12 protein-coding genes are annotated in these 15,683 nt (G+C 42.0%); 11 read left to right on the forward strand and 1 reads right to left on the reverse strand.

The genetic code is table 11. The annotated features are described in order from the left end of the window. Positions 1 to 49 precede the first annotated feature (49 nt). The 10 genes from ACXAEO_RS08675 (at position 50) to ACXAEO_RS08720 (ending at position 14,561) form a co-directional block, all read left to right on the forward strand. Positions 50 to 2,674, forward strand: coding sequence for a cohesin domain-containing protein (locus ACXAEO_RS08675; protein ID WP_474880064.1), 2,625 nt, complete (start codon positions 50 to 52; stop codon positions 2,672 to 2,674). A 52-nt stretch (positions 2,675 to 2,726) separates the two neighbouring features. Continuing rightward, positions 2,727 to 4,505, forward strand: a complete 1,779-nt coding sequence (locus ACXAEO_RS08680) for an S-layer homology domain-containing protein (RefSeq protein ID WP_474880065.1) — start codon at positions 2,727 to 2,729, stop codon at positions 4,503 to 4,505. Positions 4,506 to 4,736: 231 nt separating this feature from the next. Next, positions 4,737 to 5,828 (forward strand): extracellular catalytic domain type 1 short-chain-length polyhydroxyalkanoate depolymerase, encoded by a 1,092-nt coding sequence (locus ACXAEO_RS08685; RefSeq protein ID WP_474880066.1) that lies wholly within the window; start codon positions 4,737 to 4,739, stop codon positions 5,826 to 5,828. 100 nt (positions 5,829 to 5,928) lie between these two features. Further along, positions 5,929 to 6,480: a DUF420 domain-containing protein gene (locus ACXAEO_RS08690; RefSeq protein WP_474880067.1), complete on the forward strand. Its 552-nt coding sequence runs from the start codon at positions 5,929 to 5,931 to the stop codon at positions 6,478 to 6,480. A 94-nt stretch (positions 6,481 to 6,574) separates the two neighbouring features. After that, the gene (locus ACXAEO_RS08695; RefSeq protein WP_474880068.1) at positions 6,575 to 6,973 is read left to right on the forward strand and encodes a secondary thiamine-phosphate synthase enzyme YjbQ; all 399 of its coding nucleotides are present in this window, start codon (positions 6,575 to 6,577) and stop codon (positions 6,971 to 6,973) included. Between the two features lie 224 nt (positions 6,974 to 7,197). Beyond that, positions 7,198 to 8,556, forward strand: a complete 1,359-nt coding sequence (gabT, locus tag ACXAEO_RS08700) for a 4-aminobutyrate--2-oxoglutarate transaminase (protein WP_474880069.1) — start codon at positions 7,198 to 7,200, stop codon at positions 8,554 to 8,556. 89 nt (positions 8,557 to 8,645) lie between these two features. After that, positions 8,646 to 10,052, forward strand: coding sequence for a sigma-54 interaction domain-containing protein (locus tag ACXAEO_RS08705; RefSeq protein ID WP_474880070.1), 1,407 nt, complete (start codon positions 8,646 to 8,648; stop codon positions 10,050 to 10,052). Further along, complete coding sequence (locus ACXAEO_RS08710; RefSeq protein WP_474880071.1) at positions 10,006 to 11,448, forward strand: APC family permease; 1,443 nt, start codon at positions 10,006 to 10,008, stop codon at positions 11,446 to 11,448. The genes ACXAEO_RS08705 and ACXAEO_RS08710 overlap by 47 nt, the downstream gene beginning before the upstream one ends. Beyond that, positions 11,438 to 12,847 (forward strand): NAD-dependent succinate-semialdehyde dehydrogenase, encoded by a 1,410-nt coding sequence (locus ACXAEO_RS08715; protein ID WP_474884056.1) that lies wholly within the window; start codon positions 11,438 to 11,440, stop codon positions 12,845 to 12,847. The genes ACXAEO_RS08710 and ACXAEO_RS08715 overlap by 11 nt, the downstream gene beginning before the upstream one ends. A 376-nt stretch (positions 12,848 to 13,223) precedes the next feature. Further along, complete coding sequence (locus ACXAEO_RS08720) at positions 13,224 to 14,561, forward strand: hemolysin family protein (RefSeq protein WP_474880072.1); 1,338 nt, start codon at positions 13,224 to 13,226, stop codon at positions 14,559 to 14,561. A 70-nt stretch (positions 14,562 to 14,631) separates the two neighbouring features. On the opposite strand, the gene ACXAEO_RS08725 is transcribed toward ACXAEO_RS08720, so the two are convergent. Next, entirely contained in the window at positions 14,632 to 15,012 is a 381-nt protein-coding gene (locus tag ACXAEO_RS08725; RefSeq protein ID WP_474880073.1) for a DUF4259 domain-containing protein, read from the reverse strand. Between the two features lie 237 nt (positions 15,013 to 15,249). On the opposite strand from ACXAEO_RS08725, the gene ACXAEO_RS08730 reads away from it, so the two are divergent. Continuing rightward, the gene (locus ACXAEO_RS08730) at positions 15,250 to 15,672 is read left to right on the forward strand and encodes a CBS domain-containing protein (protein ID WP_474880074.1); all 423 of its coding nucleotides are present in this window, start codon (positions 15,250 to 15,252) and stop codon (positions 15,670 to 15,672) included. The last annotated feature ends 11 nt before the right edge of the window (positions 15,673 to 15,683 follow it).

Genomic DNA, 15,683 nt, shown 5'->3' on the forward strand with positions numbered 1-15,683 from the left:
GTCTGCCCCGTTTAAAATACAAAACATTTAAGAATGTGAGGGCTGTACGGTGAAAAAAAGAAATTCGAATAACAGTATAAGCAAAATTCCACTGAGCAAAAAAGGTGTCTTGATGATGCTAGGTGCAACGTTAGGCGCTATCCCAATAACAACTGTTCTCCCAACTGATGCAGAGGCGATGCCAACGGATGTTACGGTATCGGTTGGCAGTGTGTCGGGGAATCCTGGGGATATCGTTTATGTTCCGGTGTCGATTGATACTCCAAGCATGGACATAGATAATTATGGGTTAGAGATAGATTTTGATAGTACAAAGTTGAGATTTATAAGTGCAGAGGATAAAAGAAATAGTGTTGGTTTTATGGCAATGGATTTTGGTCAGGGTCTATATATGTTTGATGATTATAATGATGATGCACGAGTTAGTACTTCAGGAGAATTATTCGTTTTACAGTTTGAAATTTTAGAGTCAGCGTCAGTTGGAGATACTTCAGTTTCGATAGATTCCACTAATTCAGCCATATTTGGCGGAAGTAATAATAACAGGCTAGAAGTAAGTCTTATTTCAGGGGTTGTAACCGTAAACGAATCAAACACATTCTCCATCGGCACAGCCACAGCCAAGGCAGGTCAAGAGGTGGATGTACCTGTTTCGATTGCGAACTTATCTTTAGGTCTTTCAGCGTACGGAGCCCAAAAAATTGAATTTGATCCGTCAAAATTAGAAGTAATCAGTATTACACAAAGCCACGGAACTCCGGAGGAATTTGAGTCGAACTTTAACAATACGGAAGGTTGGTTCGGTGCTGCTTGGGTAGACTCGACAGGAGGAGATCAACCAATTACTGATGATTCTACTTTGTTTAATGTGAGATTTAAAGTAAAAGATGGTGCAGCAACCGGCGATGCACAGTTAACCCTTAATAAGAATATAGCTGGAAACTTAGAATTAACGGCTAGTGATCAAACGAATCTTGCTGCTAATTTAACAGTTGGAAAAGTAACGGTTTTAGCCAATATCAAACCAACCGTTGTAAATATTTCAAAGACAATAAATGAAGATATGCCATTAATCTTCACGGCAACGGATTTCTCTAGTCAATATACGGAAACGGAAAGCGAAGCAATGGCAAGCATCCAAATTACCTCTCTTCCTGCAAATGGCGTGTTAACATTTGATGGGACAACATTATTAGCAAGTGATCTTCCGAAAGAAATTGCTGCGACTGATATTGGGAAGCTATCTTTCGTGCCAAATGCTGATTGGAACGATGAAGCAACTGGGACAAGCTTCGAATGGAAGGCTTCGGACGGGGTCGATTACTCAGAGATTGCAGCTTCTGTGATCATAAAAGTAGCGTCTGTTCAAGATACGCCAACATTCGTCCAAGAGAGCGAGATTAATAAAAGTATGGGGGAAGATACATCTGTAACGTTTAGTGGAACTGATTTTTCCGCTAAAGTGAATGATGCGGATGGAGAATCGCTTGCTAAAATCAAGGTGGAGACCTTGCCCGCAAATGGTCAATTAAAGCTAAATGATATAACTGTAACGGCGGGACAAGAAATTGCCGTGAGTGATTTAGCGAACTTGACGTTCACTCCTGATGCAAACTGGAACGGAAATACAAGTTTTACGTGGCAAGCATCAGACGGCATCGATTACACACCAAACAGTGCAACCGTTCATCTAACAGTGAATGCGGTGAATGATGCACCGACAGCGGCAAATGCAGCGATAACGGGAACAACCTTAATTACGACAACGTTAACGGCTTCCTATACGTTCTTGGATGTTGATGGGGATGTAGAAACGAACACAACGTATCAATGGTATCGGGCAGATGATGCAAATGGAACGAATCAGACGGCCATCTCGGGTGCTGTTGATAAGACATACGTGCTGGATGCAAATGATGATGGAAAGTACATTAGCTTTGAAGTAATTCCTGCAGATGCAGGTGGAAATGGGACAAGTGTACAAAGTGCTTATGTTGGTCCGGTTAAATTTAACGTAAAGCCAACGTTAAACTTTGGAACGAGTTTAATTGGCATAAATGAAACCTATTCCTTTACATCATCTTTTTTTACAGATGCCTTTACAGATGTTGATAGCCATTCATTAGAAAAAATCAAAATTACAGAACTTCCTGCTAACGGCTCACTTAAATTAGTAGATGGAACGAATGAAACGATTGTGACAGCAAACGAGGAAATTTCAAAAGAACAATTTAGTCAGTTGCAGTTTGTGCCCGATGAAAATTGGTCTGGCAGTACGACGATAAAAGTGAGTGGATATGATGGAGTGGATTATTCAGATGAAGCAGCTTTCATCATCCATGTTTATGAACAATACGATAAACCGTATGAAATCACAGGTGTCCTCACAATTGAAAATGGTCTGAAAGCCACAGCCACTATTTCCCTTAAAGATCATGCGGTTCCAGCGTCTGGATTGACTTATGTAGTGTTCCAGCTAATGAAGGGGACGACACCGGTTAGTGTGAAGGTGGTCGAAAAGACATTGCAAACAACGGAAAATGTATCTGTTAACTTCGATGTGGCAGGTTCAGATTACTCTGTTATCGTTAATGTACTAGATCAAGAGTTAAGTCATCAAACGGATGTAGGTATCAGTTTAGCTGATTCGAATACGCTTACCTTCCGACCTTAAAAGAAGTCTCGGTCATCGTAAAAAAAGAACATATAAAATGAAGGGGAAGTTTATGATGAAAATAAAACCATTCTTTTTCTTAATAGTTTTGGCGGCAATCTTGTTTCATCCTTATTCTGTCGTTAAAGCATCCAGTAGTGTTGAATTATCAGATATTACTAATAAGTATAGAGGGAGCGAAGTGACTATTTCTGGTACAAGCTCCTCTGCGGAAGTGATTGTAAAAGTTTACAATCCTGCTAATCATATTTTCTATGTTAATGTCATTCCGGTTGGAGATAATGGGACGTTCTCCAATTCCTTTACGTTGGCAGAAGATGCTATGTACGGGACGTATAAAGTAGTGGTTGGACAAGAAGAGGATGTTGCTTCGGATACGTTCGTTGTGGAGGCGAGGAGCACAGGAGGCGGCGGAAGCAGTGGTGGTAGTAATAACTCCTCTTCAGGCTCTGGAACGAAAACAGAAATTACCGTAGATGTTAAAAGCGGCAAAGAGGGAACGGCTATATCAAAAACGGTAATTACAAGAACGAAAGAAACAGACGGGAAAATAAAGGATGCCGTTGTATTAACAGAAAAAAGCGCTGCTGAAACGATTAAAAAACTTTCAGAGCAAGGCGATAATACAGCGCGAGTCATCATCCCTGATACAAAAGATGAAGTGTCTGAAGTCAATATTTCCATTCCAAAAATCGCATTAACGGAACTGAACAGCGGAAAGATTGATTTAGAAGTTGAAACTGCGAATGCGAAGCTTGCGATTTTAAATAGTACATTATCTCAATTCGATGAAGATATTTATTTCAGAATTGTTCCAATCAGAGCTCCAGAGGATAAAGAAAAAGTAATGGAAAGAATGAAAAAAGTACAAGTGCTAGAAGAACTTGCAGACGGAGGCAATATTGAAATAGTAGGAAGACCGGCAGATATTGATACGAACATGCAAAGTCAGCCTGTTACCGTTGTATTGCCAGTAAATGCAGAGGAATTGCCGCAAAATGAACAAGAAAGACAGGCGTATTTACGAAATGTCGTCATTTTCGTTGAACATAGTGACGACACGACAGAGTTGGTAACAGGGAAAGTAGTGACTTATCAAGATGACACCTTAGGTATGGAATTTGAAATTGATAAGTTCAGTACGTTTACGATGGTATACTTGGAAGGGTTGAACGAAAACGTTCATGATGCGTATATTAATGGCTACCCGGATAACACGTTTCGACCGAATGCACCTGTTACAAGAGCGCAAATGGCGGCCATTTTAGCTAGGAATCTAGGCGTAGAACAGGAATTCGGCACACAAGCAAACTACGAGGATGTTCTTGCTTCACACTGGGCATTCAATGAAATTATGACTGCAAAGAAATATGGGATCATGCTTGGAAACGAAGAGCTTTTCAACCCAAATGGAAACATTACACGTGCCCAAATGGCGACGATTGCCTACCGATGGGTGAAAAGCGAATGTGAACATAATCCGGCTTCTCGTGCATACTGTTCGACTTTCGGAGAAACTGGAAATATGACGTATACGGATGTTTCCAATCAGCATTGGGCATCAGACGCAATCTTAGCCATTCAGCAAACGAAAATCATGGAAGGCTATGAAAACGGTACGTTTAATCCAGAAGGAAAGTTAACGAGAGCCCAAGCAATTAAAGTATTAAATCGATTGTTTGACCGAGGGCCGCTTTTAGGCGACATTGAGCCGACATTTACAGATGTACCGAAAGATCATTGGGCATTTAGAGAAATCGAAGAAGCGGCAAGAAAACATAAATTCAATATGGATGAAGGGAAAGAAACTTTTATCAGTGAAGTAGAATAAAAAAACTTCCAGCGATAGAAGAAAAGGTAAAAAGGCATGTCTGCGTCGCAGGCATGCCTTTTTACATTAGAACGATCATTCATTTCGCCAAAAAATGTTTTACCACCCCCTCAAGGTGGTAAAGTATATATCTTCATACACATTTTATGAATGCCCTTTCATCACTTGCGTGCGTGTTGCATACGCTGAAGGAAAGAGGTGTTTTCAGCGGTTTGTTAAAGGAGGAACAACATGGGGCTATCTGTTTTTTCCCACAGCCATAAAAACGTAGAACAAGCCAATGGACAGAAGATGGAAAAAAAGGATGAGATAAGAGGAAGCTTTTTGAAGGATGTTCATCAAGGAAAAAGTTATAAATGGTATGTGCCGAGCGGCTATCATCCTAATTGCCCTGTGCCGTTAGTGGTTATGCTGCATGGGTGTACGCAAGATGCGGATGATTTTGCGGCTGGTACGAAAATGAATGAGTTGGCAGAAGAACAAACTTTTATTGTATTATACCCGGAGCAATCGTTTGCCGGAAATTATCATAAATGTTGGAATTGGTTTCGCTCTGCGAATCAGCAAAGAGGAATGGGGGAACCGGCGATTATTGCCGGAATGGTTGAGCAGATTCAAGAGCGTTATGCGATTGATGGAAAACGGATTTTTGTAGCGGGACTGTCAGCAGGCGGAGCGATGAGTGTCATTATGGGAGTTACGTATCCTGATTTATTTTCTGGAATCGGTGTGTGTGCAGGACTAGAATACCGAGCGGCGCGAAATGTCATTGGCGCATATACGGCGATGTCAAAGGGTGGACCGAATCCTGTCAAACAAGGAAGGAAAGCGTATGAAGAAATGGGGGTCCATGCGGCAGTGATCCCGATTATTGTCTTCCATGGCGACCATGATGGTACTGTTGGCCTGAAAAATGCCGATCAGCTTATTACCCAATGGGCCGTTACGAATGATTTGGCACAAGATGGTCAATTGACAGGCTGGCTCGATAACGAGGCAGATGCTGTCAGAAAAGATCGTGTACCAGAAGGACTGGAATACGAACAGTTTATGTATGAAAATGACGATGGAAAAGTGCTTATGGAAAAGTTCATCGTGACCGGAATGGGGCATGCATGGTCTGGAGGCAGCTTGGATGGGAGCTATACTGACCCGAAAGGTCCGGACGCGAGTCGGCTTATGTGGGACTTTTTTATGAAGCATACAATGGATAGCGAAACGTTAGCTGCGTACGGTAATGGGGACGACAAAAAAACTTGGTGGCGCAAAGCGTACGATTTTTGTGTCAAAAAAAGCGAGCATAAAGAAAAAGAGAGTTTGTGAACATCTTGTTTCAATTGAGGGAAAATGATTGTACAATCGGCTGCAACCTACTATGATGGACATATGTGGAGTTTTCAGGAGAATGAAGGAGGTTTCATAGATGAACAACATATCTGAAACGCCGAACAATAATCGAAACTATACGCCTCTTGTTGTCGGTCTTTCCATTGTAGTGAACGCTGTTATTTTATTATTATTTTTCTCGCCGATTGGCTACCGTGGGGAAGTGACGTTTGATTTAACAATTTTCCCAAGAATTAATGCCGTACTGAACAGTTTTACATTTATTTTCTTATGCGCAGCATTATATGCGATTAAAAAACGAAACATTACGGTCCATAAACGCTTCATTTTCGCTGCGTTTACGACGACACTTTTATTCTGTGTTTCGTATCTTTCGTACCATTATTTATCTGTTGAAACGACGCGTTATGGCGGAGAAGGGTTTTTACGCTCTCTTTATTTCTTCATCTTAATTACGCACAGTGTATTAGCAGCCATTATCGTTCCGCTTGCATTGTTCTCGCTCATTTGGGGCGTGACGAACCAAGTTACAAAGCATAAAAAAATTGTGCGCTGGAGCATGCCTATTTGGCTGTATGTGAGCTTTACCGGTGTGATTGTATATTTAATGATTTCGCCTTACTATTAAAAAGAGGAGCCGTTTGGTTTCTCTTTTTTTTGAGGTTAGTTTCCGTGATAGTGTAATATGAAAGTAAGTACATATGAAAGAAAGGGAGAATACGATGCTGAAACGATTTACAGTACAAACGAATCAACGAGACGAAATGATAGACGTTACAGACGAAGTGCAGTCTTTCGTTCGAGAACATGGAATCGAAGAAGGGGCGGTCATTGTCTATTGTCCGCATACAACGGCCGGCATGACCATTAATGAAAATGCCGATCCGGACGTGAAAAAAGATATGATACGCCGCTTTGATGAAGTGTATCCGTGGCACCATAAGCTTGACCGCCATATGGAAGGAAATACAGCAGCACATATGAAGGCAAGTACGGTGGGCGCTTCCCAGCATATTATCGTCACAAACGGCAAGCTTCTTCTTGGAACATGGCAAGGCATTTATTTTTGCGAGTTTGACGGGCCGAGAACACGCACATTTTATGTGAAGAGTATGAACTAAATAACGAACTAGAAATCAGTAAAGCGAAGAGAGGTGTTCATCGTCTATCGTTTTACTGATTTTTTTATTCTCTTAATAAGTTGAATGTGACTCAATTAAGTCAATTTAGACTTAGAAAGGATATATATTTGACAGAAAAAAAGCAATTTTTCGCCTTTTTAAAATTGGCACGCTTCTTGCATTTTAGATAGATGACTGATTATTTGGAGAAGGGGAGAGAAAAGATGACGAAAACATACGCGAATGTGACAACAAACTTACCAGGAGATCAAGCAAAACAGTTGCTTGAAAGAAGAAATCAAATTGTGCCAAAAGGGGTAAGCAACGGAATTCCAACCTTTGTTCAATCGGCAGAAGGAGCCATTGTTCATGATGTGGACGGCAATTCGTATATCGATTTCGTAGGGGCTATCGGAACGGTTAACGTAGGACATTGTCACCCGAAAGTGAAGCAGGCACTTCATGACCAAATTGATCAATACATTCATACAGGCTTTAATGTTGTGATGTATGAACCATATATCGAGCTTGCTGAAAGATTAGCGGCGATTGCGCCTGGCGAGCATGAGAAGCAAGTTTTGTTATTAAACAGCGGAGCGGAAGCGGTGGAAAATGCCGTAAAAATCGCTCGTAAATATACAAAACGCCCTGGCATTATTTCTTTTACACGAGGGTTTCACGGCCGGACGTTAATGACGATGACAATGACAAGCAAAGTGAAGCCATATAAATTCGAGTTCGGGCCGTTTGCACCGGAAGTATACAAAGCGCCATATCCATACACATACCGCCGTCCTGGCAACTTATCGGAAGCGGAATACGAAGAGAGCATCATCCAGCAGTTCCGTGAGCTGTTCATTAACGAGGTGGCACCGGAAACAATTGCTGCTGTTGTGATGGAGCCCGTGCAAGGAGAAGGGGGCTTTATCGTTCCGTCTAAGAAATTTGTTCAAGCAGTATACGAAGAGTGCCAAAAGCATGGCATTTTATTCGTATCGGATGAAATTCAAGCAGGTTTTGGGCGAACAGGTCGTTATTTCGGCATTGAGCATTTTGATGTCGTACCAGATCTTATTACGGTTTCGAAATCAATGGGTGCCGGTGTACCAATTAGCGGAGTGATTGGCAGAAAAGAAATTATGAATGCGGCAGCCCCAGGTGAGCTTGGAGGCACATATAGCGGCAGTCCACTCGGATGCGCGGCAGCCCTTGCTGTACTCGATATTATCGAAGAAGAAAAGTTAAATGAGCGCGGAGAAAAGCTTGGGGCAATCGTAATGGACCGTTTCCATCAGTTGGCAGAAACGTATGAGGTAATTGGAGATGTGCGCGGACTTGGAGCGATGTGTGCGATGGAGCTTGTGAAAGACCTTGACACGAAAGAGCCGAATAAAGAATTGACAAATCGCATCGTTCAGGAAGCGAATAAGCGTGGATTGCTGTTGTTAAGTGCTGGGGCCTATGGAAACGTTCTTCGTATTTTAATGCCGCTCGTTATAACAGAAGAACAATTAGCAGAAGGGCTCGACATTATTGAACAATCGCTGAAAGCGGCGCTTGCTGCTGAAATGGCCGCTGTGTGAACGATGTGACAAAATCTTACAAGCTTCTCTATGTTGAAAGAATTTTCTGATATAATATGAATAATATTATGTTCAGGAGGAAGCTTGTCATGAATTCATCATTAGGTCCTGTTGCAGAAGAGCTACTTGACATTTTTGAATCATCGTTCGATGAAATATTTTTAACGAATGCAGATGGAATTGTCGTTCTCGTCAATTCTGCATGTGAACGAAATTATGGTATGCCTTCGAGTCAGCTTGTTGGTAAGCATGTGAAAGATTTAGAGAAAATGGGCATTTTTTATCCGTCTGCGACGTTAAAGGTAATTGAAAAAAAACAGTCGCTTGAATTATTTCAAACGACGAACTCGGGCAGGTATCTTCATGTACGCACACAGCCGGTGTTTAACGAACGAGGGGAATTGAAAAGTGTCATCAGTTATTCGCGCGATTTAACGGAACTGATGCATTTGCGGCATAAGCTCGAAGAAATGGAAGATCAATTAGCCTCCTATAAAAAGGAATGGAGCGAGCCACTCGAAGTGGAGGGGCTCGTTTCAAAAAGTCCGAGCATGGAACGTGTTTTAGCTACTGTTAGAAAAGTCGCAAAAGTAAATACAACGGTGCTATTACTAGGGGAAACGGGAGTCGGAAAAAGCAAAATTGTTCGTGCGATTCATCAATTAAGTCCAAGAAAAGACCGAATATTCAATGACATCAACTGTGCAGCCTTGCCGGAACAGCTCATTGAGTCTGAATTATTTGGTTATGAAGGTGGAACTTTTACAGGAGCGTTTCGGGAAGGAAAAAAAGGACTTATTGAGCTCTCGAATGGCGGAACATTATTTTTAGATGAAGTCGGGGAGCTATCGCTGCAAGCGCAAAGCAAGCTTCTTCACGTTTTGCAGGAAAAACAAATTCGTCCTGTTGGAGGGCAAAAACCGATTACCCTTGATATTCGCATTATTGCTGCCACGAACAAAGATTTGGCTCAAATGGTGGAGGAAGGAACATTTCGGCGTGATTTATATTACCGCTTAAATGTCGTACCCATTCACATTCCGCCGCTTCGGCAGCGAAAAGAAGATATCATTCCGCTTGTGTATCATTTTTTGGATCATTTTAATAATGTGTACGAGCAAGCGGTTCGTTTTTCGCCCAAAGTGTTGGAGGCGTTCATTCATCATGAATGGAAAGGGAATATTCGTGAACTTGAAAATATTGTCGAGCGGCTTGTCGTTACAAATGACGAAATCGTCATGGTAGACGATCTTCCGTCAGAAATGCTGCATACAGAGTTTGCGCCAAAAGGCGACACATTGCCTGAAATTTTGGAGGAAGTGGAAAAAAGAGTCGTGCAGCAAGCATATGAAAAATATGAATCCACCTATAAAATAGCTGAAGCGCTTGGCATTAGCCAATCGTCAGCCATGCGAAAAGTGAGGAAATATATCGAAAGGGCTGAAGGGGATGGAAGGCGAAGAGAAGAAATTAAAAAAGGTTTTATCACGGGTTGATGTATTATTTTTAGCAATTGGAGCGATGCTTGGCTGGGGCTGGGTCGTTCTTTCTGGAAACTGGATTGTGTCCGCTGGTTCGATGGGGGCGATCGTTGCTTTTGTAATTGGCGGTTTGCTCGTTACGTTTGTTGGGTTGACGTATGCAGAACTTGCTTCTGCTATGCCAGCTGTAGGGGGCGAGCACCATTATGTCGAGCGGGCAATGGGGCATAAAGCTGCCTTTGTTGTTTCGTGGGCGATTACGCTCGGATATGTATCGGTCGTCACGTTTGAAGCCGTTGCTTTGCCGACGGTCATTGATTATTTAATTCCAAACTATCAAGTCGGTTATTTATGGACGATTGGCGGCTGGGATGTTTATATTACGTGGGTGTTGATTGGATCGGTTGGGGCGGTATTATTGACGGCTCTTAACTATTTTGGATTAAAGCCTGCTGCTTTCATGCAGGTAGTGTTAACAATTGCGATTGTCGGAATTGGTTTATTGCTTGTGTTTGGTTCTGTGACAAATGGGGAAACAAAAAATTTAGCACCGTTCTTTGAAGGCGGGGCAGGCGGTATAATGGCGGTTCTTATTATGGTGCCATTCTTGTTTGTCGGCTTTGACGTCATTCCGCAAGTTGCCGAGGAAGCGAATATTCCGCCAAGAGATATCGGAAAAATTTTAATTTTTTCGGTTGGATGTGCCGTTATCTTTTATTTAGCGATTGCGTTTGGTGTATCAATGGCGTTAAGCAAAGAAGCGTTAAGCATTACGCAATTAGCGACAGCTGATGCGATGGCAACCGTTTTTAACTCAGAACTTTTTGCGAATATTTTAATTGTCGGCGGGATTTGTGGGATTGTTACAAGCTGGAATGCTTTTATTATTGGAGGAAGCCGTGTTATTTACGCGATGGCTATTTCAGGCATGCTTCCGAAATGGTTTGCTTATTTGCACCCGAAATATAAAACGCCTTCGAACGCGGTAATATTTCTTGGGACGTTAGCCGTACTAGCCCCATTATTAGGAAGACCAGCATTAGTGTGGATTGTTGATGCAGGAGGCTTAGGCATTGTGATTGCCTACTTTTTAGTGGCATTATCTTTCATTCTTTTACGTAAAAATGAACCGAATATGGCTCGACCGTTTAAAGCAGGAAAAGGAAGTGCCATCGGGTGGATTGCCCTTGTGTTAAGCTTTGGTTTTATCGTGTTGTACATGCCAGGAATGCCAGCTGCACTCATTTGGCCGTATGAATGGATCATGGTGGCGGGTTGGACAACGATTGGAGCCTATTTCTTCTATCAAATGAACAGAGGAAAATATAATGGACATATCGAAAATAAAGAAAGCGAACTACATAAGGCAAAGGAGAGTGCAGACAATGAAACAGTGGAAAATGTATATTGATGGAACATGGATTGATACAAACGACAAAATTGACGTGATAAATCCAGCGACGAAGGATGTTATTGCAACCGTGCCAAACGGCGGGGAAAAGGAAGCGAAACAAGCGGTGGATGCTGCACATGAAGCGTTCAAAAGCTGGTCAAAGAAAACGGCCGCGGAACGAAGCGCCTATTTAATGAAGTGGCACGCGCTCATTGAAGAAGCGAAAGAAGAAATTGGCGAGCTCATGACGAAGGAACAAGGAAAGCCGCTAAAAGAAGCAATTGGGGAAGTTGGATATGCAAACAGCTTTATTTCATGGTACGCAGAGGAAGGAAAACGCATTTATGGCGAAACGATACCGGCCTCTGATCCGAAAAAGCGCCTTTTCGTTCAAAAACAGCCTGTCGGGGTCATGGCAGCTATTACGCCGTGGAACTTCCCAGCAGCGATGATTACGAGAAAAGTAGCACCGGCATTGGCGGCTGGCTGCACGGCTATTATTAAACCTGCGGAGCTAACGCCGCTGACGGCCTTAAGATTAGTCGAGCTGGCAGAAGAAGCGGGCATTCCGAAAGGTGTCATTAACATCGTCACAGGCGATGCGAAGGCAATTGGTGAAACGTGGATGAAAGATGGGCGTGTGCGCAAGATTTCCTTTACTGGTTCGACAGAGGTTGGAAAGTTGCTCATGCGCCAAGCAGCACATACGGTGAAGAAAGTGTCGCTAGAGCTTGGCGGACACGCGCCGTTTATCGTCACGAAACATGCGGATATTGAAAAAGCGGCAAAAGGTCTCATCGGGTCAAAATATCGCAATGCAGGCCAAACGTGCGTCTGCGCGAACCGTGTGTATGTTCATGAGTCGGTCGTCGATTCGTTCGTTGATGCTTTTACAAAAGCGGTCGCTGAATTCAAAGTCGGAAACGGGTTGGAAGAAGGAGTCGATATTGGCCCTTTAATTGATGAGCGTGCGGTCGAGAAAGTAGTTGCACAATTGAAAGATGCGACGGAAAAAGGTGCGAAGGTGGTAATTGGTGGTCGCAAGCTTGATGACCAAGAAGGCTTTTTCATTGAACCGACGGTGTTGACGAATGTGACAGATGATATGCTTTGCATGAAAGAAGAAACATTCGGTCCGGTTGCACCCATTACGACATTTCAAACAACAGAAGAAGTCATTGAGCGTGCCAACAACTCGCCGTACGGCTTAGCGGCGTATGTATTTAGTGAACATATAAGCGAAGCACTGGAAATTTCAGAAGGACTTGAATACGGCATTGTCGGCTTAAACGATGGTTTGCCGTCTGTTGCTCAAGCACCGTTCGGCGGCTTTAAAGAAAGCGGTCTTGGACGTGAAGGCGGGCATTACGGCATTGAGGAATATTTAGAAGTCAAATATATTTCGCTTGGATTGTAAAAAGTAGGGCATGGGGCATTTTCCCATGTCCTCTTTCTTTAAAAATGGTAAAATAATAAAAAATGTACAATGTGAACTAAAAAAATGAAACCTATTGAAATCGTAAAACGTAAAACTATCATTACAAGGAATGTTGACCGAACTGATGTTGGGGTTTTTCACTTAAAGGAGGTGGTTCGATGGGACTGGGAGATACCGAGTTGTCGCACTTACAGCGATGGAGAATGTAAGAAACATGACTATTAGAGAGCAGTCCGACATCGGCTGCCAAGTACGGAATGTTTTTTACGAAAATACAATAAAACATGACTATTATTTTTCTATCTTTAGGAGGTGGACCCTTACTCGTTTCGTCAAAACGAGCTAAGGATCATATTTGGACATTATTAACTTACTATTAATCGCCGTGTTAATTGCGATGACCGGATTCTTTGTAGCAACAGAGTTTGCTGTCGTTAAAGTTCGCAGTACCCGTATTGACCAGTTGGTAGCAGAAGGAAATAAAAACGCCATTGCGGCTAGAAAAGTCATTTCCAACTTGGATGAATATTTATCAGCTTGCCAATTAGGAATTACCGTAACAGCTCTTGGATTAGGGTGGCTCGGGGAACCGACCGTTGAACGATTATTGCATCCTTTATTTGAACGATTAGCATTAGGCGAGTCGATTGTGAGCCTTCTTTCGTTTGCTATCGCTTTTGCGTCGGTGACATTTTTGCACGTAGTAGTTGGAGAATTAGCGCCAAAGACATTCGCGATTCAAAAAGCGGAAGCTGTGACCTTGTTGTTTGCCCGCCCAATTATTTTCTTCTATAAAATCATGTATCCGTTCATTTGGGTGTTAAACGGATCGGCTCGTTTCTTAACAGGGTTATTCGGGTTAAAGCCAGCTTCAGAACATGAAGTGGCGCACAGTGAAGAAGAGCTTCGCATCATTCTTTCAGAAAGCTATGAGAGCGGTGAAATCAATCAGTCTGAATATAACTATGTCAGCAACATTTTTGCCTTCGATGATCGCGTTGCGAAAGAAATTATGGTCCCCCGTACTGAAATTGTGGGTACCTCGCAGACGGATACCATTGAAGACTTCTTGAAAGTCGCAAAGGTTGAAAAATATACGCGTTATCCAGTTGCACTTGATGGCGACAAAGACCAAATTATCGGAATGGTTAACTTGAAAGAAATATTAACAGATTACGTTCATGGAATGGATATGTCACAAAAAACGATTGAATCGTATACAAAACCGATTATTCAAGTAATCGAGTCAATTCCGATTCATGATTTATTGCTTAAATTCCAAAAGGACCACATTCATATGGCTATTTTAGTAGATGAGTACGGTGGAACCGCCGGACTTGTAACAGTGGAAGATATTTTGGAAGAAATTGTTGGCGATATTCGTGATGAATTTGATGCCGATGAAATATCTGAAGTTCAAAAAGTAAACGAACAGCACTACATCTTTGATTCGAAAGTATTAATTGATGAAGTGAATGATTTACTAGGAACAGAGATTGAAGAAGAAGACATGGATACAATTGGTGGTTGGATGTTAACCCAAAACTTTGATTTGGAAAAAGGTCAATCTTTAATCTTTGGCGGGTATGAGTTTACCGTATTGGAGATGGAAGAACACCACATTAAACGAATTGAAGTGTATCCGGCAACTGTGGAATCGGAAGTAAAAGAAGAAACAGAGGCAGCCTTATAAGAGGCAGAATGAGTCATAAAAAACGCCTGATGTCCAATGCGGATATCAGGCATTTTTCGTAAATACAAGCTTAAGAGACGGTTTCGCTCTCTGCTAGCTTTTGTTTTAGCTGCTCAAGTACTTCCTTGCGCTCAAGGCAGTCTTTTCGGTCAGCTTCTTCCCAAAACGGAAGGTCGGCCCCTTTGTCAATTAGTTCAATTGTTTTTGTGCGAACCGATTCCTGAAGGGATTGATGGCGAAGCTGCAATTGAGCAAGAGCGATGTAAACGAGGGCTTCTTCTGCCAATCGTTCTTCCTCGTCTTCCAAATCATCAAGCTCCTCTAAAAACTCTTCTAAAATATGTCCAGTTGCCTCTGCAACAGATAAGCCGTCATCCATCATCTCATTAAATTCGTCTTGTATGTCACATGTTAAATCATCTTCAAAAATCCCGGTGCCCCAAGCGCTCATTTTCCTCTTCCTTTCATGTGTAATGTCTACGATTCATTGTATCAAGTTCACGAAAAAAAGAGAAATGAGTTTTCCAAATAAGTAAATTTTGTTCAATTTTGATGGTTCTCCTTCACCTAAACGATATTATTACTATATAATTATGGATATGAGGATATTCGATTCATGGAAGCGTTTAAATAAAAACGTACAGGAATCGGCTCATTTTAGGTAAGTGAAAAAGGAGCTAAAAAACGTATGAACATTGCATTTTTTCTTATTCCAAAGCATGAAGTTGCAACAATTGAAATTGAATCTACTGTACGCCAAGCACTGGAAAAGATGGAGCATCATCAATATACATCCGTTCCGCTTATCGATGAAAAAGGGAAATATAAAGGTACACTGACAGAAGGTGACCTTCTTTGGTTTTTAAAAAAAGAAGGGAAAATGAATTTGCAGGATTTAGAAGATATGAAATTGAAGAACGTCCCAAGACGCCAGGACAATAAAGCCATTTCCATCTATGCCGAAATGAGCAGTATTTTATTGCAGGCCACAGAACAAAACTTTGTCCCCGTCATTGATGACCACGGAACTTTTATCGGCATCATTAGACGAAGAGAAATTATCGAGTTTTACGCTAAATCGGTATTTAAAACAGCAGGGCAAGAGGAATAACCGCCGTTCTT

The sequence above is a fragment of the Bacillus sp. ABA4_010 genome (assembly GCF_056159105.1).

What these genes read in the sequence shown, in the direction of transcription:
- ACXAEO_RS08680 (WP_474880065.1), top strand. Translation starts at nt 2,727, where the DNA reads ATGATGAAAATAAAACCATTCTTTTTCTTAATAGTTTTGGCGGCAATC.
- ACXAEO_RS08685 (WP_474880066.1), top strand. Translation starts at nt 4,737, where the DNA reads ATGGGGCTATCTGTTTTTTCCCACAGCCATAAAAACGTAGAACAAGCC.
- ACXAEO_RS08690 (WP_474880067.1), top strand. Translation starts at nt 5,929, where the DNA reads ATGAACAACATATCTGAAACGCCGAACAATAATCGAAACTATACGCCT.
- ACXAEO_RS08695 (WP_474880068.1), top strand. Translation starts at nt 6,575, where the DNA reads ATGCTGAAACGATTTACAGTACAAACGAATCAACGAGACGAAATGATA.
- gabT (WP_474880069.1), top strand. Translation starts at nt 7,198, where the DNA reads ATGACGAAAACATACGCGAATGTGACAACAAACTTACCAGGAGATCAA.
- ACXAEO_RS08705 (WP_474880070.1), top strand. Translation starts at nt 8,646, where the DNA reads ATGAATTCATCATTAGGTCCTGTTGCAGAAGAGCTACTTGACATTTTT.
- ACXAEO_RS08710 (WP_474880071.1), top strand. Translation starts at nt 10,006, where the DNA reads ATGGAAGGCGAAGAGAAGAAATTAAAAAAGGTTTTATCACGGGTTGAT.
- ACXAEO_RS08715 (WP_474884056.1), top strand. Translation starts at nt 11,438, where the DNA reads ATGTATATTGATGGAACATGGATTGATACAAACGACAAAATTGACGTG.
- ACXAEO_RS08725 (WP_474880073.1), bottom strand. Translation starts at nt 15,012, where the DNA reads ATGAGCGCTTGGGGCACCGGGATTTTTGAAGATGATTTAACATGTGAC.
- ACXAEO_RS08730 (WP_474880074.1), top strand. Translation starts at nt 15,250, where the DNA reads ATGAACATTGCATTTTTTCTTATTCCAAAGCATGAAGTTGCAACAATT.